At 56.1% G+C, this 21,281-nt stretch carries 18 protein-coding genes and 1 pseudogene; 8 read left to right on the top strand and 11 right to left on the bottom strand.

Features of this window, described 5'->3' with window-relative positions:
* Positions 1-7: 7 nt before the first annotated feature.
* The 6 genes from cobD to pilM all read right to left on the bottom strand — a co-directional run bounded on the left by cobD (position 8) and on the right by pilM (position 6,847).
* Positions 8-1,027: a threonine-phosphate decarboxylase CobD gene (gene cobD / locus O77CONTIG1_RS08190; protein WP_317134226.1), complete on the bottom strand. Its 1,020-nt coding sequence runs from the start codon at positions 1,025-1,027 to the stop codon at positions 8-10.
* 164 nt (positions 1,028-1,191) lie between these two features.
* Complete coding sequence (locus tag O77CONTIG1_RS08195) at positions 1,192-1,467, bottom strand: HU family DNA-binding protein (protein WP_068509653.1); 276 nt, start codon at positions 1,465-1,467, stop codon at positions 1,192-1,194.
* Positions 1,468-1,815: 348 nt separating this feature from the next.
* Positions 1,816-4,032, bottom strand: coding sequence for an AMIN domain-containing protein (locus O77CONTIG1_RS08200; protein ID WP_286132616.1), 2,217 nt, complete (start codon positions 4,030-4,032; stop codon positions 1,816-1,818).
* An 88-nt stretch (positions 4,033-4,120) separates the two neighbouring features.
* Positions 4,121-4,921, bottom strand: a complete 801-nt coding sequence (locus tag O77CONTIG1_RS08205; RefSeq protein ID WP_068509658.1) for a hypothetical protein — start codon at positions 4,919-4,921, stop codon at positions 4,121-4,123.
* Positions 4,918-5,733 (bottom strand): PilN domain-containing protein, encoded by an 816-nt coding sequence (locus O77CONTIG1_RS08210; RefSeq protein WP_068509660.1) that lies wholly within the window; start codon positions 5,731-5,733, stop codon positions 4,918-4,920. Before O77CONTIG1_RS08210 ends, O77CONTIG1_RS08205 begins: the two co-directional genes overlap by 4 nt.
* Before the next feature lies 1 nt (position 5,734).
* Positions 5,735-6,847 carry a type IV pilus assembly protein PilM gene (gene pilM, locus O77CONTIG1_RS08215; RefSeq protein WP_068509663.1) on the bottom strand — a complete coding sequence of 371 codons (1,113 nt, stop codon included), beginning with the start codon at positions 6,845-6,847 and terminating at the stop codon, positions 5,735-5,737.
* A gap of 272 nt (positions 6,848-7,119) precedes the next feature.
* Here pilM and O77CONTIG1_RS24310 point away from each other — a divergent pair, with 272 nt between their 5' ends.
* From O77CONTIG1_RS24310 to O77CONTIG1_RS08235, 4 genes and pseudogenes are all read left to right on the top strand, one after another.
* Entirely contained in the window at positions 7,120-7,533 is a 414-nt protein-coding gene (locus O77CONTIG1_RS24310) for a hypothetical protein (RefSeq protein WP_156435050.1), read from the top strand.
* 111 nt (positions 7,534-7,644) lie between these two features.
* A complete protein-coding gene (locus tag O77CONTIG1_RS08220; RefSeq protein ID WP_068509666.1) occupies positions 7,645-8,943 on the top strand; it encodes an ABC transporter substrate-binding protein in 1,299 nt (432 codons plus the stop codon).
* A gap of 151 nt (positions 8,944-9,094) precedes the next feature.
* A pseudogene (locus O77CONTIG1_RS23390) lies at positions 9,095-9,856 on the top strand (IS5 family transposase).
* 91 nt (positions 9,857-9,947) lie between these two features.
* Positions 9,948-10,064 (top strand): photosystem II protein Y, encoded by a 117-nt coding sequence (locus tag O77CONTIG1_RS08235; RefSeq protein WP_068509668.1) that lies wholly within the window; start codon positions 9,948-9,950, stop codon positions 10,062-10,064.
* Positions 10,065-10,276: 212 nt separating this feature from the next.
* Here O77CONTIG1_RS08235 and O77CONTIG1_RS08240 read toward each other — a convergent pair whose 3' ends face one another.
* Positions 10,277-11,125: a tetratricopeptide repeat protein gene (locus O77CONTIG1_RS08240; protein WP_068509671.1), complete on the bottom strand. Its 849-nt coding sequence runs from the start codon at positions 11,123-11,125 to the stop codon at positions 10,277-10,279.
* Positions 11,126-11,150: 25 nt separating this feature from the next.
* Between O77CONTIG1_RS08240 and O77CONTIG1_RS25140 the strand changes: the two genes are divergently transcribed.
* From O77CONTIG1_RS25140 to O77CONTIG1_RS08255, 4 genes are all read left to right on the top strand, one after another.
* The gene (locus tag O77CONTIG1_RS25140) at positions 11,151-11,504 is read left to right on the top strand and encodes a hypothetical protein (protein ID WP_172799607.1); all 354 of its coding nucleotides are present in this window, start codon (positions 11,151-11,153) and stop codon (positions 11,502-11,504) included.
* A 53-nt stretch (positions 11,505-11,557) separates the two neighbouring features.
* Entirely contained in the window at positions 11,558-12,283 is a 726-nt protein-coding gene (thyX, locus tag O77CONTIG1_RS08245; protein ID WP_068509673.1) for an FAD-dependent thymidylate synthase, read from the top strand.
* 104 nt (positions 12,284-12,387) lie between these two features.
* Positions 12,388-12,585 carry an NAD(P)H dehydrogenase subunit NdhS gene (locus tag O77CONTIG1_RS08250; RefSeq protein WP_068516242.1) on the top strand — a complete coding sequence of 66 codons (198 nt, stop codon included), beginning with the start codon at positions 12,388-12,390 and terminating at the stop codon, positions 12,583-12,585.
* Positions 12,586-12,803: 218 nt separating this feature from the next.
* Positions 12,804-13,484 (top strand): HAS-barrel domain-containing protein, encoded by a 681-nt coding sequence (locus O77CONTIG1_RS08255; RefSeq protein WP_068509675.1) that lies wholly within the window; start codon positions 12,804-12,806, stop codon positions 13,482-13,484.
* Between the two features lie 16 nt (positions 13,485-13,500).
* Here O77CONTIG1_RS08255 and O77CONTIG1_RS08260 read toward each other — a convergent pair whose 3' ends face one another.
* The 4 genes from O77CONTIG1_RS08260 to hpsA form a co-directional block, all read right to left on the bottom strand.
* On the bottom strand, positions 13,501-14,046 hold the full coding sequence (locus O77CONTIG1_RS08260) for a Tfp pilus assembly protein FimT/FimU (RefSeq protein ID WP_084782375.1): 546 nt from the start codon (positions 14,044-14,046) through the stop codon (positions 13,501-13,503).
* Between the two features lie 68 nt (positions 14,047-14,114).
* Positions 14,115-14,837 (bottom strand): hypothetical protein, encoded by a 723-nt coding sequence (locus O77CONTIG1_RS08265; protein ID WP_068509679.1) that lies wholly within the window; start codon positions 14,835-14,837, stop codon positions 14,115-14,117.
* A gap of 573 nt (positions 14,838-15,410) precedes the next feature.
* Positions 15,411-16,214 carry a type II secretion system protein gene (locus O77CONTIG1_RS08275; protein WP_068509684.1) on the bottom strand — a complete coding sequence of 268 codons (804 nt, stop codon included), beginning with the start codon at positions 16,212-16,214 and terminating at the stop codon, positions 15,411-15,413.
* A gap of 18 nt (positions 16,215-16,232) precedes the next feature.
* Entirely contained in the window at positions 16,233-21,137 is a 4,905-nt protein-coding gene (gene hpsA, locus O77CONTIG1_RS08280; RefSeq protein ID WP_068509686.1) for a hormogonium polysaccharide biosynthesis protein HpsA, read from the bottom strand.
* Positions 21,138-21,281: the final 144 nt, after the last annotated feature.

A 21,281-nucleotide genomic window follows, 5' to 3' on the forward strand; every position in this document is an offset into this window, starting at 1 on the left:
CTTCCTTTCACCCCGCCTTTACCCCGCACCCCAGGGCTTCCACTAATCGTCGATTCTCCTCCACTGTGCGGACGGCGACGCGGAAGAAGCGATCGCCCAGTTCGGGAAAGCTGGTGCAGTGGCGAATCAAAATCTGGTGCTGCTGAAGCAGGTGGGTTTGCAAGTCGGTGGCAGAGCCGTCGGTTTGCACCAGGAGATAGTTGGCAGCGCCGGGGAGGGGATGCAGACCCGGCAGAGCCGCGAGTCCGTCGAAAAGCTCCTGACGAGCAGGAGGCAGCCAGTTCCAGGTGCGCTGCTGAAAAGACGTGTCGGCCAGGGCGGCGATCGCCGCTGCGGAGGCGAGAGAATTCACGCTCCAGGGGTCGCGCCACTGCTGCCAGCGGCGCAGTCGGTCGGGATGGGCGATCGCGTAGCCCAACCGCAGTCCCGGCAGGCTATAGAACTTGGTGAGCGATCGCACAATCACCAAATTCGGATATTGCTCTACCCATTCCAGCAGGCTCGCTTGGGACTGTGCTTCCGGCAGTAAGAAGTCCATAAATGCCTCGTCCACCACGACCAGCGGCGACTCGTCTAGCAGCAACCGGATATTCTCGCGGGGGAGCAGGGTTCCGGTGGGGTTGTGGGGGCTGTTGAGCAGCCAGCCGGAGTGAGGGTGGGGGCGTAGGCGGGTGGGGATGGCTTGCTTTAAGGCTCCATCCACCGCCAGGCTATCCATCGTCAGGGGGATTTTCTCTACAGTGGCTCCAAAAGCCCGTAGGGCGCGGAGATAGTCGCCAAAGGCAGGCGTGAGCAGACGCACGATGTCTAGCGCAGCCAGGTCGCGGGCGGCCCAGGTGAGTAGTTCGGCGGCTCCGTTTCCGGGCAAGATCCACTCAGGAGAGAGGTGATGGAAGGCGGCGATCGCCCGTCGCAGATCTGCATAGCTGGGGTCAGGATAGTGGCGCAGGTCGCCCAGGTGAGCCTGAATAGCGGCGATCGCCGACTGAGGCGGCCCCAGCGGATTGATGCTAGCCGAAAAGTCCAAAATTAAATGGGGAGAACAACCCGCCAGAGCCGCAGCCCAGGCAATGTTCCCCCCATGTGCAGGTCGAGCAGCCCCAGGATGCTGAGAATCTGAGCGCTGCGATTTGGATAGTGGCAAATTGAGGTCTTGCCAATCTTGCAACGAATCTTGCACGAGACCGCTTGCTATTTTGCCACCAGGTCTTTGAACAGCTTGCCAGCAGAAAAGGCAGGCACCTTGGTTGCTGGAATTTTCATCGCCTCACCCGTTTTGGGGTTGCGACCTTCCCGCTCCTTTCGCTCGCGGGGTTCAAAAGACCCAAACCCCACCAGCGTTACCTTTTCACCCTTCGACACCGCTTCCATGATCGAATCAATCGCAGCAGACAGCACTGCGTCAGCCTGCTTCTTCGTCACGTTAGCCTTTTCGGCTACGGCATCGACCAATTCACCTTTATTCATGAGAATCTCCTTCGATTAGATTATCCAGGATTCAAAATCTCTCAAATCTCACAGATGCAGCCTGAGCAGGTGCAATCTGAACAACTTTCATCTGGAGACTGAGTAGATAGACTCGATCGGCTTCAGGGAAAATCGCTGAAACCCTTGTCAACTCGAATTTTCAATGCCCTATTCTAAGGGCAACTCAGGGGTTCTGGATCGTTGAAACCTTTAATTTATGTGGATTTGAAGGTTTTTTTTGGGTTTTCCATCCCACAAATCGCTCGCAAAGCAGTCAAACCAATCCTGGAGGCGGGTTAGGGAACCGATGCACCCCCTCCAAACAAGCCGAAAACTCGGTATTCACCGCTAGCGTCTCCCCCGCTCCAAAATCTGCTGGACATCGCGGCTGGGCACATAGCGATAGCCAAAGGTGGACGTATCAGAATCGTCGATGATCTGTGGCGTGAGCATGACGATCACTTCTTGTCGCTGATTCGTTCGCTGGGTTCGGCGGAACAGCGCACCCAAAATGGGAATATCGCCCAAAATGGGGACTTTCGTCACTTCAGCGCGATCGCTGTCTTGAATAATCCCCGACAAAATTAGAGTTTGCCCATCCCGCACCCGCACCAGCCCAGAAGACAGCCGCCGAATGGCTAGCAGCGTCACGCGAAGCACAGAGTCTTGAATCTCGAAGGTCTCCACACGAGAGGGAGACGAAATTGTTGGTCCAACCGAAAGCGTCACAAAGCCATTATCGTCAATGCCTTCAACCCGTACATTCAAAATCAAGCCAGCAGGCGTGGTTTCTACAGTAATCGTCTGCGTTCTGTCTTCTCCCGTCCCTTCTGTCTCAATCTCGAAGTTTGTAACCACGTCCTCTGTCAACTGAACCTGCGCTTCTTGTCCCTCCTGCACCACCAACGTTGGGTCAGTCAGAATCTTAGCGTTGCCGCTAGTCACCGCAAAGCGCAACTGCGCCAAGAAGTTTCGCGTAAAGTTAAACGCATTGGTTGGTTGACCGACAATCAGTCCTCCCAACCCAGTAATTTCAGAGACCGGACTCAAAATGCTGCCAGGTGTTCTGCCAGTGTTCGGCCCACCAGAGCCAAAGTTAATAACCACTTGTCCGCCGTCTTGAATGACGCGAGTATCATCAATACCAAAAGAGAAACTGGTTCCAGCCCGATCGATTCCTAGCAGGTTCACATCGATCACGCGGACATTAATCGCAACTTGGCGCTGGCGAACATCGAGCTGCGAGAGCTGAGCCGTCGCAATTTCAATTTGCCGGGGGGTGCCAACCAGCGTAATAGAGCGGGTGCGCTCATCACCAATCACCTGCAACCCTCGCAGCAGCGGCGTTGCGTCCTGATAGTCTACACGCTGCACCTCGATTCGATCTTCCTCGGTCGTTTGCACCTGAGTTGGCCCAGCAGCAGCCCCAGCGCCAATATCACTACCTTGCACTGGCACAGCAAGCGCCGTAACCACCTGACGACGACGGCTAACGGCGGTTTCTGCGCCCAAGCCCACCAGAAAATTCAGCGCTGCGCCGACGCTGGCCTGATTCAGCCGGAGGGTACGCGATACGATGGAACGGGCGGAGTTGGGCAGGCGCGTGCCAACGAATACCGTCCGTCCGACCAAATTGGCATCCAGCCCGCTAATCCGCAGCACGTAGTTAAACACGTTCTGCACGGGTTCGTTTTCGATGTCCAGCGAGATGCGGGCGTTGGTGGCAGTGGAGGTTTCTTGGGCGGATTGGGCATCGACCCCTTCGGTCTGAGAAGGCTGATCTAGATAGGCGACGTTTAGCCCCGCAGCACGACCCAGCAGCGACAGCACATCCCGCACGGGCGCATCCCGCAGCACCAAGCGCGGCACGATTTCCGAGGTTCCTAGATCAATAACCGTGGGTGAAACATCGGTCGTGGCGACGGCAATATCCCCGACAGGCGGAGCCACTGCACGCGGCAGCAGCGGCGGCACCTGCCCTGGAAACGCGCCGGACGGGCTGACAGGCGTGCCATTGATCGAAACCTGCGGGTTTGGTACGAGTACCTGAGATGGGGGAATGGCGGGGTTAGACGGGAAGGTGCTGCCGCCGGGAAGTGTTGGCGGCGGAACTTGGGCCGAGGGAAAACTAGGCTGGCTAGGCAGGCTTCCGACACCTGTGCCGTCAGCAGTTAGGCTAAATACAATGGCGGTGCCGTCTTGCCGCACCTGGTTTGCTGGGGGAGCCGCCGTACCCATAACCGCGACGCGCACGCTGTTGGGGTCGAGTTGCGTCACCATGACCGAGCTAATGCCGGGGGCGGGGTTGTTTTGCAAATAGCCGTTGCCTTCGGGGAGGCGTAGCTGGGCGTTGGTGATATCGGCAACGAGGGTATTGCCGCGATTGACGGTAAAGACCTGGGGGCGATCGCCATTTCGCGTTTGCAGCACTAGCTCCATCCCAACGGCGGTTTGAAATACCTGCACACCTGTAATTTGGGTTGCAGCAGCTTGGGCTGGCTGGCTCGCTATCAGCACTACTGCACCACTCGTCATCAATCCAGCCAATCCAAGATGCGGTTTCACAGGTCACTCCTCCTTAACAAACAGGCGAATCTAATCGTCAAGTCTTCAAAACAACAAAAGCGGTCATCAGCAGGGGTTAGCCAGAACACTACTGCGCGGGCGCGTTCGGATCAGCAGGCGGCGCGGTCGGAGTCGGCGGCTGGATCGGAGCGGGCATGAGTGCCTGCACCTGAAAGCTGGTCCGCAGCCGAGGCTCCGTATTCTGATTGGGCAGCGGCCGCCCCTGCTGATTGAGCCGCAGCGTAGGTGGGTCAGTCGGCTCAGACTTAAAGTTCCGCAACACCAGCAGTGGCTGCAACCGCTCAATATTGCGAATCACCGACTGCGCCTGAGCAAAGCTGCCCTCCATCTCCACGTTGTAGAGGCGCTGGCGCAATTTGTTATTGACCGCAGCGCCAAGAGAACCATCGGTGACCAGATCGCTAGGTTGACCATCTGGGCCAGCGGGGGGCGGCACCAGCTCAAACTTTGACAGAGTGGCACGACGATCAGGATCGGCAATGCGGGCATTTGCCGCCTGCACTCGCTCATTCACGTCAATCAGCAGCGTATCCAGCCCTTCCTCATCGGCAAACAGCGCCAGCACGTCTGCCCGGAGTTGCTCGGCTTCTGCTAGCTTGGCGCGGGCTTCCTCAATCTGCTGCTGAGCCTGTCCCTGGTTTACCAACTGCTGCTCTTTTGCGGCGATGTCCGCCCGCAGTGCGGCGTTTTCTTCCCACTTGGGCAGCACGGCATTAAACAACAGATAGCTAGCGCCCAGCAGCCCCGCCAGCGCTAGCAATATCCCATTGACACGGGGCGTAAGCCGCATCCCAAAGACGACGGGATAATTCGGCTCCTCTAAAGCGCCGTACTCTTCTCCAGGAATATAATCTCCACCCACGGTCATGGTGTCACAACCCCCAGTTTGCGAAGCTGATCAATTCGAGCAGGCAAGCCCACCGACAGCGTGTTTTCCATGTCTTGAAGCAGTTCTGAAGACGGGCGCGGCGTGAGTCCAGCGGTGATTTTATACTGAACAACCTTGGGCAACTGCACCTCCAATCCCTCAGGGCGATCGCCCTCCCCTACAAATTCCGTCTGAATCGGGCTATCCACCAGACGCGCATCCACCAGCCTCACCTCGCGACTGTCTAAAAACGGCGACTGCTGAAGCAGCAGCATAAAGTCATTCGCTTCAGCAAAGGTCCGAGCATTACCCGAAATTTCCAGCCGAGAAGGCGGCACCTCTGGCGGCGGCGGAGCAGGCTGGCTGGGGTCAGCAGGGGGAGGCGGCGGCGGAACAGCCTCCGGAGCCAACTGGGTCACGTTGGTCAACTGCACACCCGCCGGAACCCGACCGCGAATGTCCTGCAAGATTGCCGACCAGGGAATAATTCGATCAAAGACTTGAGCTAGCGCCTGGTTTTCAGCATTCAACTGCGCGACCTGGGCTTCCACATTTTGCACTTCCTGCATTGCCTGTTGCAGCGTTGCCAGCTGGCTGTCTAGCTCTGCCTGTCGAGCCGTCAGCGAGGACGTCTGGCTTTGTAAAAAGAGCCAAAACCCGCCCACTAGCGCCGGGAGCAGCACCCCGATCGCCGCCCCCACATACATCGGACGCGGGTCATCCTGCACAACAGATCTGCGGGCCGCAACCCCGCTCCCATCAGTCGGGCGTTCTATACGGTCATTGAGAAAGTTGACATCCAGACTATACATCTCACCACGCCTCCCGTAAGCCCAAGCCCAACACCACCCCTAGCCCCGGACGCTGCAACTCTGGGATTTCCTGATCGACCTCCAGCGACAGCGCCGAAATCGGATCGACCTGACTGGCAGGCAGACTAAGCCGCTGCGAGAAAAACTCGTCAAGCTGCCCAATTGCCCCGCCCGGCCCTGCCAGCAGCAGTTGCGCTACCTCCAGGTTGTCGCCCTGATTCAGATAAAAGTCGATGGAGCGGCGCAACTCATCCGCCAGTTCACCCAGCACTCGCAGCATCGCCGCCGTGCCAGGGTTGGTTCCCGGTGTCTTGGGAGTGCCCATGCTGTCCATCGGGGCGATCGGCACCGTCATCCCCTGAAGCAGTTCCGTGTTGCGTGAAGGGGGCAGGTTCATGGCGCGGCTCAAGGCAGATTGGATTTGGTAAGTGCCAATCGGAACCGTGCGAGAAAATTGGGGAACTCCATCCACCACGATGGAGATTTCAGTATTTTCAAATTCGATATCGACAATAGCAGCGGCCTCTTGGGGGGTGAACTGGCGCAACTGTTCTCGGATCGTGCGAATCAGCGCGAAGCTACTGATTTCAAGGACATCCACGTCTAGCCCTGCCTGCTGAAACGTTGTCAAATAGGAGTCGGTTACTTCTTTGCGGGTGGCCACCAGCAGCACTTGCACCTTCTCGATGCCGTCTTCATCCACAAAAAAGCCAAGCTTCTGGTAATCTACATCCGCTTCTTCGCGGGGAAAGGGCAAGTATAGCCCAGCTTCCTGGTTTAGCACCATTTCGCGCAGTTCCCGGTCGTCTAGCTCGGCGGGAACCGGAATGATGCGAGTCACGGTGTCTCGTCCGCCCGGAATTGCGGTCGCCGCATTCTTGACCTTAAGCTTGCTTTCACTCAGCACAGACTGAATGATTTCAGACATCGCGGCAGTGTCCAGGATTTGCCCTTCCTGGTAAATCCCTTCTGGCACCTCGGCAGAGGCCAGCATCGTGAGCTGAAAGCCTTGCCCTTTCCGCTTCAGGCGGGCAACGTTGACGCGCTCAGGGGTCAATTCAATGCCGACACCCTTTGTCTTTTTTGAAAATAATCCCTTGACGTTGCTAAACACAGTTTTAGGAATGAGGGTGGAGAGGGTCAGTATGGAAAGTGCCTGCAAACTTAGACCGTATCAAACTGCAAAACTATGTCCGAAAACGAACATGACCCGGACTATTAACTGAGACTAAGTTTGGAGATCCTGAACACACATGCTACCCAATTTAATTCAGAATCATGCAGCCGAACACAAGAATATAGGCTTTCAAGCTAAAAAACTGAAAAGATTGCCGATCAAGCCAGAGAAATGGGTCTAAGTACCCCAGTTAAACCTCTCTTAATAGCTTGCCCTTCATCGTTCAAGCAGCAACGACCTACACAAACCGACACCCTGAATTGTTGAATCGGCTAACCCAAACTGACCTGCTGAACGAAATTTTTGAATCAAGTTGGCGATCGCCCCACCAAGGGCACCAACCCGCCTCTCAATCGACAGCGGAGAAATCTCCTGATGTAGCTACACTTAGCCAGCAATGGTACACGCAATTTAGAAAAATGGCACAGTTTATCTACGATTTGTGGAAAACCTGCGGAAACGACAGGCTATATTTTGAGCAAAGGTTTAGAAAAAAACTACCAGAACGCTTTCAGAGGGCTGTTTCCTGGGAGTTTGTGCGCGATTTTTGCTGGGGTAGCAGTGGCGGCGGGGCAGATTCGGTACGCGGCGACGGGCGCTTTTGGCGATCGCGCTTACGCTAGCTCACCCTGCAAGGGGCGATCGCCCAGGAACTTTGCTACGGTAGCGCAATCTACGATAGGGTGAGCAATGCAGCAATCGAAACCTGCTCTAAACCACTGCCCTGAATGACCATGTACCTACGACACCCCTGGCGAAAACCCTGGAAATCTTTGAGCCTGATGACCCTGTTTGGACTGGTTTTGACCTGGGTCATTAGCTGTAGCCCCGGCGCACCGCCAACCGCGCGATCGCCCGAAGTCGAGTTTTGGACCATGCAGCTCCAGCCGCAGTTCACCGACTACTTCAACGAATTGATTGCCCGGTTTGAGCAAGAAAACCCCGGCGTTCAGGTCAAGTGGGTAGACGTGCCCTGGGGCGACATGCAGAGCAAAATTCTAACGGCCGTTTCCGCAGGCACTGCGCCCGATGTGGTTAACCTCAACCCCGACTTTGCGGCACAGCTTGCCGGACGCAACGCCTGGATGGCGCTCGATGACCAGGTGCCCGCCGAAGCCCGTCAGCAATATCTGCCCAAGATCTGGCAGGCAAACACGCTCGATGGCAAAACCTTTGGGCTACCCTGGTATCTCACCACCAGCATCGCCATTTACAACCAGGATTTGCTTAATCAGGCCGGCGTGCAGCAGCCCCCGGCAAACTTTGCAGAACTGGCCCAGGTGGCTCGCCAAGTCAGAGAGCGCACAGGCAAGTACGCCACCTTTGTGACCTTCGTGCCGACTGATTCAGCAGAAGTCCTGCAATCCCTGATTCAGATGGGCGTAACGCTGGTAGACAACAGTGGCAAGGCAGCCTTCAATACGCCCGAAGGACGCGCCGCCTTCCAGTATTGGGTGGACTTATATAAAGAAGGTCTGCTGCCCCAGGAAGTGCTAACCCAGGGACACCGCCGTGCTATTGAGCTATATCAGGCTGGTGAAATCGCCATCTTAAACTCCGGCCCGCAGTTTTTGAAGACTGTGGAAACCAATGCACCGGCGATCGCCCAAGTCTCCGCTGTTGCGCCCCAAATCACCGGAGACACAGGTAAAACCAACGTCGCCGTGATGAACCTCGTCGTTCCCCGCAGCACCGATGTCCCCGAAGCTGCCGTCAAGTTTGCCCTGTTTGTCACCAATCCCGAAAATCAGCTTGCCTTTGCCAAAGCCGCGAACGTGCTACCTTCCACGGCGACCTCGCTGACCGATCCCTACTTCAGCACTGCCGCTGAAACATCTGCCTCTACACTCGACACTGCCCGCGCCGTCAGCGCCCGCCAGATGCAGTCTGCCGAAGTGCTGCTGCCCCGAATGGAGGATATCAAGGAACTGCAAAAGATTATCTACGACCAGCTTCAAGCTGCCATGCTGGGCGAAAAATCGGTCGATCAGGCAGTCAATGATGCAGCTGCGGCTTGGGATGCCCGGTCATAGGGAGTGGCAATCCAGAACTGAAACGCAGCAAATGGGCACTCAAGAATAGTCGAAATTCTTAACATTTCGCAATCAAAACCTCGCCTAAACCCTAGGGAGTGTCATCAATTAGATAAGCTGTAATCAGCAGTGATTCAGCTATCTGACGATTATGACAACCCGACGCTACGCCCTGCGCGATGACCAATGGGAACGGCTCCAAGATTTGCTCCCTGGACGAGCGGGGCGGTAGGAGTCACAGCAAAGGATAATCGTCTGTTTGTCGAGGCAGTGCTATATCGATATCGAGCCGGCATTCCCTGGCGAGACTTGCCAGAGCGGTTTGGTCATTTTCGCAAGGTTCACACCCGCTTTCGGCGCTGGGCAAAGACGGGCGTATGGCAACGGGTGTTTCAGGTGCTGTCTGAAGATGCAGACAACGAATACGCCATGATCGACACCACGATTGTGCGTGCTCATCAGCATAGTGCTGGGGCAAAGGGGGGATGCCAATGCCCAAGCCATTGGTCGTAGTAAAGGGGGATTGAGCACCAAGATTCATGCGACTGTCGATGCACTGGGCAATCCGACAGGCTTTCACCTCACACCCGGGCAGACCTGTGACCTTGATGGGGCTGATGTGCTGCTAGAGAATATTCAAGCTGATACAGTCCTGGCTGACAAAGGATATGACGCAGACCAACGGGTGATTGAGCGACTCCAACAACAGGGCAAGACGGCTGTGATTCCGCCCAAGCGAAACCGCAAGACACCGCGTGATTACGACAAGGAGCTATACAAAGCGCGGCATCTGATTGAGAACTTCTTTGCCAAACTCAAGCAGTATCGAGCGATTGCGACACGCTATGACAAGTTAGCCGAGACGTTTCTGAGTGCAATTTACATGGCGGCTGCCCTTATTTGGCTTAATTGATGACACGCCCTAGCAATCTGCGTCAGTTCATCGCAAAATAGAAAACAAAGATGAGAGCCTTTCACAAAACTTATAGGGGAGGATATCGACTATGGACTGGCGTGTTTTGATTGTGCTGTTGCCTGTGATTCTTGCTGGTAGCTGGGCGGTTTACAACATTGGCCAAGCTGCCCTCCGTCAAGTCAAAGGGTTCATGGCCAGCAAGTAAGCTTGAGCGAGTGAGCTTCAGACGTTGGTTTCTGCTAGAAACCTATCTATACTTCGCTCTAAGCTTTGCTAACTTCTTTGAATCACCCATTACTTTGAATCACCCATTAGAAGAGGTAGCTGCAAATTCTGAGGCAGTTGCCTCTTTTGTTTGTGCCTCTTTTGTTTACCGTTTAGCTTGAATCGCCAATCCAAAATCGAGAATCTCCCCTCCTAACGCGGCACCTGCTGAAGCAGTTGGGCAGCGCTGTTGGCCCACTGGGCGTTGCCCTGAGAACTGTAGAGATCGCGGGCGTGCTGCAAGACGCGCTGGGCTTCGGCATAGTTTTGCTGCTGAAGAAACACCAGACCTGCGCCATAGTAGGCATTGGCGTAGGTAGCATTGGCATCGGTCGAGCGGCGGAAGGCATTGAGGGCGCTGCCGAGGTCGCCCTGCTGCATGAGAACAGACCCCAGGCTGTAGTAGGCTTCTGCATAGCGGGGGTTGATGGCGATCGCCCGCTGAAAGGCCTGGGCTGCTAGCGCCAGCTGCTGCTGATCCTGATACGTCAGTCCCAGGTAGTAGGACGGTTCTGGCGAGGTAGGGGTAAGCTGGGCAGCCCGCTGAAAGCTGGCAATCGCTGCTGCCGCATTGCCCCGTCGCCGCTGCACTAGTCCCAGGTTGTAATACGCTAGCCCCAGATTTGGATCAAGCTGCACCGCCCGCTGGAGATACTGATTGGCAATGTCGAGATTGTTGCCCTCTAGCAGCGCCGCACCCAGGTTTGCAAAGGCCAGCGCAAAGCCAGGATCGGCCTGAGCAGCGCGATAGAACGACTCCGCCGACGCTTGAAGCTGTCCCGTTTGTCGCAGCGCCAGACCCAAGTTATAGTGCGCGGGAGCCAATTGTGGATTGACCTGCACTGCCTGCCGAAAGGCGGCGATCGCCCCTTCCACCTGCCCAGACTGAATCAGTTGCAGACCCCGGTTTAGCTCTGCCACACCTGCCTCTGCTTGCGCGATTTGTTGCGGGGTTTGCTGCGGAGCTTGGATGGAGCGCTGTATGGGGCGCACTTGCGCCACTGTGGATGTCGCACCTAGGAATGTCGTGTCTGGTGATTCCAAACCTGGTGATTCCAAACCTGTAGATGCCGCACCTGTAGATGTCGCACCCAGCCACAGGAAACTGCCTAGAAAAAAACTGACTGATCTCGAGGAAACACACATAGTTACAAACTCTAAACAGAAAGCAGAAAGCACCCTAAAGGTTTTATCTCAAATCGTTCCGTCTAAAGGTATAGGCTTAGACCATACAAAGGGAATGTTCTCAGGATCACAGACATTGGGGAACAGCCTTGATAAATCATTCTTTGGACTCAGCTTAAAAGGGCTAAAACCATCTTTTGGGTTAATCAAGCAGCACCCAGATCAAAGCTTAAATCTTGACGGGGAACGTCCCTGAGCAGCCCGGTGCGATCGCCTATAATGCAGTTTTGACCAAGCATACCTGCGCTCATGGATAAATACTTTCGGATCGAGCTGCTGGAGCAAACCCCCAACCCCCAGCGCCTCATCTGGCGGTCGGCTCACCAATGCGTTTGCGAGGGCCCAGCGATTGACGACCCTGCCCCCGACGAAGAAAAAGCCGGGGAATATGCCGTAAAGCACCTCCTGGCGGGCGATCGCGGTCACTGGAGTCCCTTTGAAGCACCCCAAATTTCGCTGAACGTCATCGGGTTCAATCATCGCACGATGCAGCAGATTACCCGCCACCGCGTCGGCGTGCATTTTTCGGTGCAAAGCCTCCGCTATACTAGCGTCCGGTTTTGCGAATTTGCCCAAAATCCTACCGCCGAAGTCCTGGAATCGCTCGTGTATTTTCGCCCGGTGGGGGAGTACCGCGATCGCCAGGGCAAGCGCTACACCTACACCGAGGGCGATCGCCAGGCCGACATGGAACTGGCCACCCAAATGCTCCAGCACTATGCCCGTAAGATAGACTCAGGCTATTCCGAGGAACACGCTGCGGGGCTGCTGCCGATGGACACGCGCCAGCACTGGGTGATGAGCTTTAACGTGCGATCGCTCTGTCATCTGCTCGACCTGCGCTCCAAAGCCGATGCCCAGCTCGAAATTCGCCAGCTTTGTGAACTGGTCTGGCCCCATTTTGAAGCCTGGGTTCCGGCGATCGCCCACTGGTACAAAACCAACCGCTGGGGCAAAGCCAAGCTATCGCCCTGAGGGTTTCCTAATCGCAACGATTACGATTTCAAACTGCGTTTGGGGACAGAATCCTTTAATCTGAATATCAGATTGTTAACTTCAGATTGGGATTTTTGGCGATGCTGATTTTGCCGGGTTCTGCGGTTCGCGTAACAAATGTAGACGACACTTACTACGGCTTTCAGGGATTGGTGCAGCGCATTAGCGACGGCAAGGCAGCGGTGCTGTTTGAAGGCGGAAACTGGGACAAGCTCATTACCTTTCGCCTGTCGGAGTTGGAGCTAGTAGACGCAACAGCAGGCCGCAAAAAAGGGAAATAAGCGCAATGTTCTAGATAGGATTTTGCACAGAAACAGTGCAGGTAATGAGGCGGATGCTGCTCAAATCCTGGATAAACTTGTACAAACTCGCCTAAAAAAGTGCATTTGTACGCTAGTTGCGGTATGAATGAGAAAGATTCTGGACGCAAGTTTGAAACTCAAGTTTGAAGCTTAAGTCCAGAGCATTCGTTCATGCTTGAACTCTGGATGGTTGACCGATGCGCCTGCCGCTGCCGGATGCTGCCAATCAAACGCGATCGCCCGATTACCTGGCCGAAGTCATCGAAACCGCCACAACGGAGTTTTTGGCCCAATGCCTGGAGCCGGACGACCTGAGCTTTGCCGTCATGCCGCCCTTCGGCAGTTGGGTCAAATCTAGCGACGAAGAATCGGGCAACCAGATCTACGCGGTGGTCTATCACGCCACCACCAGCCCCATCGATTCTGTCCACCGGGCGCGAGCGCTGGGTCTTTCCCTGGCTGAACTGCGCGAGCAGCAGCCGCAAATCTTCGCCATGCTGAAGACGGAATTTCGGGCGGCGATCGTCGGCTTCCGCCCCCGTACTGCTGGGCGCAACGGCAAAACCCGCCTCAGCGAAACGGTCTATCAGCATTTGCCGCCACGCCCGCCCCAGATTCACCAAGCGGTCTATGCCTGCACGCCCGCAGAAATCATCCACTTCAGCGAACAGTTCGACTTTTTGCGGACGCTGCTGCAAGTGAGCAATGCCCCCGTCGAGGCGCTGATCGCCGCCGCCATCCGCGATATTTATCAACTGCGAAAGGGCGATCGCCCTTGGTTGGTACAAGCCGGCCGCAGCCTCAGCCAAATCTTGAAAGACGACTACGATCGCCTACGGATTATCCTCAGCCAAATCTATCTACAACCCACAGAATGAGGGGATAATAAAGCGACTAAGAGCAGCCGTTCTCGCCCTGATTGACTGTCCGCATTGCGCCCAATAGCGTTTCAATCACCACACAACGCCGTACTCCCCCAGTCGCGGGCACTGTCACCGTAATCGAAATGGGCAAGTTGGCAGCAGGTGTAATGTCCTGAGGGCCAGTAATAGGGCCACCTGTAGCCCCAAACGTAATCGTGGTCGCAGCAGTGGGTGTAACCGTCATCCCGACACTACCCTGACCAACCCTTCGCACTTCATTCAGCACGTTGATAGTTGGGTTAGCCCCTGTAGTCAGAGTCACCTGCTGGGGATAGCGTGTCCGAATGGCTTCATCCTGCGCCTGTCGGAGCGCTTGCAGCACGTCGTTGGTGGCATTGCTTAGGCGCTGACGATTCAGCAAGGCCACCCAACTCGGGGCGGCGATCGCCGCCAAGACTGCAATCATAATCACAACTACAAGCACTTCAGTCAGGGTAAACCCTGCTGTTGTCTGGCAACCCGGTTGATTAGACCTTGAGGGCGATCGCCCAAAAGACCGCTGCAAAAACCACTTCATCACGCGCCTCCTGAGACTGGGATACCGCTCACACTGAACCGAACTGAGAAAACAGAACAAACCTTGCGCTAAGGCCCCGCACTAGACGGATTCCGTTCCAGCACAGCACGACCCAACACGCGCGTTTGCAATGTCGTTGTAAACTCGCGGTCTGAATTAATGCCCGGTCGCCCAAAAGCATTCCCCCGAATAAACAGCGAAACGTCCCGGAATTGACTGGTCAACGTTTCATTCGTCACGCAGGCATACAGCCCACCCCGGTAGGTTGTGGTGGCAGACTCTGGAGAAATGTTATATCCAGTTGGACAGTTCGGTGCAGGTATACCCAGCGCATTCGCCGCTTGCCCGTCATCCACAAAATCCACCAGAACTGCTGAATTACCCTCCAGCGTCTCTCCTGCAACAGGCTGCCACGAGGCAAACGCACCACTTGCTGGAGCCGTATAGCCCCCCGTTTTACGCCAGTTTGCGCCCGACCCCGTAAACTCCGGCAGAACATAGCGCACAATTCGCGCCCGACCTCGCCAGATTCCCGTCGGATTGCTAGTAGTTAGTGCATACACAATCAGAGAATAGGAGCTACCCGTCACGCAAGGCACTGGATAATTGCCTGCGGCAACCTGGGTGGTTCGGCAGCGCTCTCGCAGAGCATTGGGCAGGGGGTCCTGCTTCCAGAAGCCGATAACGGGTGTGCTATTCGCTGGCAGCACAGCGTTCAGCGCATTTTGCAGCCCAGGGCAGCCTGGTTCCGGGGGCACAGCAACCGGATTGGCCGCGATACCCGCGCCCAAACAGCGTCCTCGATAGACAAACGTCGCCTCGCGCAGTTCCGCAGAAATGTAATCCAGGGGCTTGCTGCATTTCTCGCTGGGTTTCAGAGCGGGGATGCCTCGCGCTGATCAGCGGTCAGCAACTCCACCACCAAATACATCAGCCCAGAAATAATAATGCTGCTGATAATTGCGACAATGAGCAGTTTCTGTAAGGGTAAAGCCCGCCGTCGAAAACGTTTGACCGACTTCGCCGCCGCTTCAGCAATTCCTTGACTCGTTCTACCAGCCGGTCGCCCATCCCAGTTCTTGCTCCAGTTCCTACCATAGTTGCTGCTCTTCTCAAACCGTTTGGTTGCCTTTAACCCAGCATCCCCAACGTGACACATCAGTTGTCCAACTTCAGCCGAGCGATCCTGCCTACGAACACACTTAGGAAACTTCAACCAGAAGACCTCGACAATCTTCCTTGAATAATCCGAAATAACCTGAAATCAAAAATCTGAAATTAAACTCTGCGCCTAGGCTTAGTTATAAATGCTCGCTATGAACGCCTAGCAAATCTGGTCGGTTTCAGGTTTCATTTCGATATCGTTAGGGGCAGGGAGTCCCTCCCTGCTGATGAAGCTGGCAAAGCGTTGTTCCCTGGTCGCTCCAGGTCATGCGCGGATACAGCGCCACCAGCGGCCGCACTCGCTGACTGCCCGTGCCAGAGGTGATGTTGAGCGCCGCAGGCTGCACCGGAGTCGCCATGCTGCCAAAGTTTGGCCGAGCAATGACTGAATAAACCCGAACGCCCAGAATGAAACTGTTTTGACGGTTGCCGCCAGGTGCGGTGTCATTCGGGCTGACGCTGCGAAACACCTGCATATAGAACTCAGGCGCACAGGGGTCGCCGTTTACCGTGATGCCGTCGATATCTATCGGGATAGCCTGGAGTGCACCTACCCCAGAGCCAGTGTATTGATTGGCCAAGCCCGTATCGACACATTTCCGCACACCCGCAACCCCTGTCGGCGGGCCAACGGTTGCACCGTTTGTGAATGCTCCCGCTGAGGCAGGCAGATTTGTGGCAGTGTGTTGTCCACTGGCGACCAGAGTTTGAATGCGATCGATTTCGTCCTGGGCAATTTGGAAGGCTTGCTCAGCCCGACGATTCTGCACTCGCGATGCCGACGCGATAAACAGCGGCGGTAAGATCAGGGTTGCTGTGATCGCAATCACCGCAACACCTATTAGGCATTCCAGCAGCGTCACGCCTGATTCGGAGGAGCGGCTCGAGGGAGCCGCTGCTTGTGCTAGCCGACCCCGCTTGCTCAGCGCTTTAGCAGACCAGCGAGCTGTTGCGGTCGGTTTTTTGGAGTCGAGCGTCGGAGAGTTCGCAGTTGAGAATTTCATAGGGGGTTGACCTCTCAATTACGCAGGACAAGAACGACGGTTGGCAGGGGGCAATGCGCCTTGAATCGCATTACAAAGTTGCCGAATGTAAGGGTCGTTAGCGGGCGGCTCGCTATAGAACTCGCTGCGGATCGAGCGAACGGTGACAAATCGCTGGGCGATTGGCCCGGCTGGTGCCAGTTGTAGACCCACGTCATACCCCCAGCGTCGCAGAGGCGGTACGTAATAGCGAATTGCCTCATTGACCACTGGGTCTGTCCCAACTTCCCAAGCATCCTGGTCATAGGGACCAGTGGCTTGCTGACTAAAGCTCAACTGGAGCAGCGAACCCGAAATGAATAGGGGCGAGTTGTTTGTCCAGTCTTCATTAAACCGAGGGAAGTTGTGCAATCCTCCGTAGGACTGGTTTGCACGAGAGGGCACCAGCCCGCTAATGATAATGGAGTTTACCCGCGTATTTGGCAAGGCTGGAATCAGCGGGCGGTCGCTCGTAATCGGATAGTAGGCTCCCGTGTAGTTTCGTGAGTTGCTGCTAGCTGCTATTCGAGGAAGACGAGGTACTCCGTTACGTCCTACGATAATCGGAGAATCTCCTTCCTGGGGTTTCAAAGTGGCTGTTGTCAACGTTCTAAACATGCTGTCTGCGTAGTTGGTTCGCATCCAGCGTGCAGTTGGGTTGCCATTTTGATCTCGAACCACATCTCGCGTATTGGGTGCAGGGTCTGTGGTACCTGTTTGGAAAGGGGCAGATGCGTTTCCTGCGTCGCTGGGGCGTGAGAAGTTGAGGTAAGTAGTACGATTGCCATTTCCCTGGCAGCCATATCGGGCATCGCCATTACGCGCATCAGCCAGGGTTGCGGTCTGTGCAACCCCAACGGTCAAGAAGACATCCTGCATACTGCCGTCACAGGAGTTGTCCGACAGGATGGTAATTGCGTCTGCTAGAACCTCGCTGGGCCGCCACAGATCCCCTGCACGGGCGAAGTTAGTATCAATTTGAGCCAAGGTGCGGCTGTGGAAGTTGGCATACCGCTGCTGTCCGTCATAAGTCAATAGGGTTGTAAACTCTTGAAGTTCAGTTCCAGCAGCATTTTGGTGCAAGTTGAAGTTGCCCTGGATGTAAACCGGGTTGTCGGAGATGAAGGACAAGCCGCGCCCATTATCTCCGGGGCGATCGAGCCGAGAACCGTTTTTGAGACGGAAGCCATTGGGACGCCGATCGGGGTCGGGGTAATAGTCCACAGGTTTAGGTGTTACAAAGTTGCTTTCATTTAATGGCGGGTCAGTTGATCCGAAAGCACTCACATCCCCTGTATTCATCCGGCAAGTGGCTTCTGTACGGAGGCTTTCTTCAGTGTTGCAGCTTGGCCAATCAGCCGGGGACGGACGAACAATGGTTGCTTCCGAGACCGCATCTTCACGAAAAGCGTAGACAATCCCTGCAGCAGGAAGCCAGCGATCGCCCGTCAACCCGTTCCCGGCACGACGCAGCAGATCGAGATTGACATCTAGCACGCGCACGCTGAGCAGCTCACGACCGTTCATCAGGGCAGCATCTTTGAAGCCAACCCGGCGGAAGGTGCCGTTGGTCGGATTGCCTCCTAAGCTGTAGCGAGAGCAATTATCCGTTATGCAGACCTTAATCAGCGTATCGCGGTTGTTGTTCGGCGTTGATTCAGCCGTGCTGCCCGCAGGAGCCGCAGTCAGGTTCTCAAAGGGCAGCACCCAAGTTGCAGGCGGACGAGGCAGCAGCCGCACCGCTTCTGGGCGTACGGGCTGATAGATTACGCTGGCGTTGCGAGCTAATAGATAGGCATCGTTTGCTGCGTCGGCGTGGTCGCGGGCTGCTCTGCCCCCGCCGCTGGCCAGTGTCCCTGCTGCGTCGGGATGGGCACCTGTACCAGGCTGCTCCTCGCGCGGTGCTGGAAACAGGTTATAAAGTGCAGGGTAGAAGGGACGATTTGAACAGAGATACTTGATGGGATCACCAGAGCCAACCCCGCTGTTCTCCCACATCTGCCGGCAGGTTTTGCCATCCCCGTAGAAGCCTGCAACCTGGACGGCTGTAGCCGGTGTCCGAGTGGCATAGGCTACGTTCGCATCACCCAGATTATCGTAACCAAAGAAGCCCCACTGGCGATCGCGCGCCACCTGTTCTTTGGAGATGATCATTTGAGCCAGCCGGATGTAGTCGTTCATCTGGTCAGCCGTCAGGGTTCCACCGCCATTGGGGAAGCTGTAGGGCGTTCCAGATGCAACTATCTGATCGCGCCACTGCTGCATCAGGGCAATGACGGTTTCGGGCGATCGCGGACGGTCGAGGTTGCCTCGATCCTTCACCATGATGATAAAGTCGTTGCTATTGGCTGCCGAAAGCGGGCCAAAGGGGCTGACTCCGCGATCGAGGGCGCGAATGACACCCCGAAGCCCCGCGTAGAACTGGGCAGACAAGGCTGGATTGGTGAAGGCCGTGTCTTCGTCTGCCTGAGTTGCATAGGCATTCCCCAGTGGCACGCCCGCCGCATTCGGATCAAATTTTTCTAAATAGTCAAGCTGATAGGCTAGCATCCCCATCGTGCAGGCAGAGGTGTACAGCGTAGACTTATCTGCCGGGCTAAGGTTGGCGAAGGACGTACCTGCCGCCATCCGAGCAATGACTCGACGCAGAATTGAGAAGTCGCCCCACATCGAGAACCAGGGGTAGGGGTGAACCTGCTGATCTTGAACAGGCGTGAAGGATGGTGCGCCGCCGCGCGGATCGCCTGCGAAGTTTGCTAGGTTTTGCAGCGCCAGCATGGTCGGCGTATTTAGCGCACTGAATGCATTGGCAGGCGGGAGGTTGTATTCCCAGCCGTTGGTGCCGCGCCCTCGCAAAAAGTCAGAAATGACTGAACCTGGGGTGTCATAAGGCGCTGAAAATCCGGACTCAAGATTGAGGGCCAGGTTCTCGAAGGTGGCACTGCGGTCAAGCGTGCCTGCTGTGCCAGGATGAACCGTGAGGGCAAGACAGGCTGCAGGGCGATCGCGATCAGCAGAGGTCTCTGCCGCAGCCCGATGGTAAATCGCGGCTCCCTGCACTGCGGGAAGGTTGTCATAGAGCGATCGCCGCTGTCGAGCTTCATTACAACGACCTGCATTCTGCGCAATGCAACCTGGCCAGGGCTTCAGGGGTTCAAAACTAGCTGTGTCGTTTGGGAATGGGCCACCCCAACCTGCGGCATCCCCCAATTCTAGTCGCTGGCCGACGATAATCCGCATTCCCTCGTTGCGAGCGCGGCGTTCCCAATAGCCATCCAGACCCACGGCACTTTCGTCTTGCCCAACCCCAGGCGTATTGCCGACGAGTCGAGTTTCGGTAGTTGGAATCTGCTCCCCGATCAACCCAGGAATTGAGGTTGCTGGGTCGTCCTCACGTCCACCGTAGGTTGGCTTGGGCCCATAGCGGTCATCAGCCCGATAGGAGTCGTCCACATAGGGCGGGTTTTCTTGGGGCGGCTGAATCAGTCGTCCCTGACCATTGCGGTTGAGGGCTGTGCCTGCCCAGCCAGGGCGAGAAGCCGTGGGGTTTGCTACGCCCCGTGACGCGGAGCGGGCCTCCGTCTGCAAGATAACCGGGTCTAGCGCGTAGTCTACGGGTGCAGTTGACCCCAAGTTGACCGAGTGCGTCCCCGGGGTGAGGTTTGCGTTGCTGGGGTTAATCCCATAGCCCTCATACAGTTCAAACGTTGAGGTGTCTCCAGCAGTGCTGCTGTTGTTGTTCAATTTCGCAGCTAAAAATTGCCCCCTAAAATCGATTTGCCCCGCAGCGTTTTTGGTTTCCACCGTACTCACCTCTGAGGCATCGGCGCTGTAGAGGCACGAGAACCGAGAGCTAATCATGTAGCTCCGGAAACTACCGTTGCCAATGATGATGTTGCCCTCAGAGTGCATCGCGCCGTTCCAGTTAAACGCAGGACCAGGGAATATCTCGAGGTCGTTGCGGAACCAAGCTCCCCATTTATTGCCCTGCTCCACCGTGCGGTCTTGCTGAAACTCCAGCGCTGCCACAGGTCGGTTGGGCGTATTGGGCTGTACGTATACGTCAACCTGGAAGTTTTTCCGCAGCAGGGAGGTATTGTTGCCATCCGGTAGCCAGCCCCGTCCTACACCATCAGCAGTTGCAGCGACGGCTCCGGTAGAGCAAGCATTATTTTGGGAGCTGTTGTTGCTCAGCGGGCCGTTGCGAACCTCCTGGCGACTCGCCCGTCCTGGGTTTGTGCCGCTGCCGCGAATCGCGGTGTCGCTGGTATCTTGAATATTGGCCAGGTCGGTCTTGTAGAGAATCGAGTAGGCAACTGTGGCATCATTGGTGCCATCGCCATCGGTGTCGGTGGGATAGCGCCACGCATTGTCCACAATGCCGTCTCCGTCCAGGTCAATGCGCGTTTCACCCGGCAGTGTGTAGGGGTCGAAGGTCGGGTTCGCCAGGCTAGAAGGATGGCGAGGGACGGTAACGGTCGTTCCAGGAACGGTTGTACCTGTGTTGAGCATCATGCCCAGCAGCCAGGTTTCCGACGGAATGCCGCTGGGGAAGCGGGGGTCGCGGCGGGGGTCAAACAGGTACTCTAGCTTTGCCTTGGCACGGTCAATCGTGGGCGTGGCAGCGTTGTAAACCACGCGCTGCTGCCGTTCCCCAATCGTCTGCACGGTGCGCGTGTAGGTGCGGTAGCCAATCGAGCCAACCGTCAACAGCACCACCAGCAACAGCAAAATAGTTGTTGGCAACACAAAGCCCGCCTTAGCTGAGGCGCGATTTAGGCTGAGCCAGTTGTGAAATAGCCAGAGGACACTGCGCCGAATGCCTCGCTGGATGCGCTGGGTGACGGCACGACTGACCTGATTCAAGCCGCTGTGGATGGCCCTGGTGAACTTGCGGGTTGACATAGCTGCCTTCCTCTTACCTTCCTTGTGGGACGGGTTGGTAGATAAACGTTGGGATTCATGAAACGAGATTGACTGCGCCTAAAGCCGAGGACGACAGGAACAGAGACACTGCCGTGGAGAAATCGGATGAGGGAAGCCATTCAG

This window comes from Leptolyngbya sp. O-77 (genome assembly GCF_001548395.1).
Lineage (GTDB): Bacteria > Cyanobacteriota > Cyanobacteriia > Elainellales > Elainellaceae > Thermoleptolyngbya.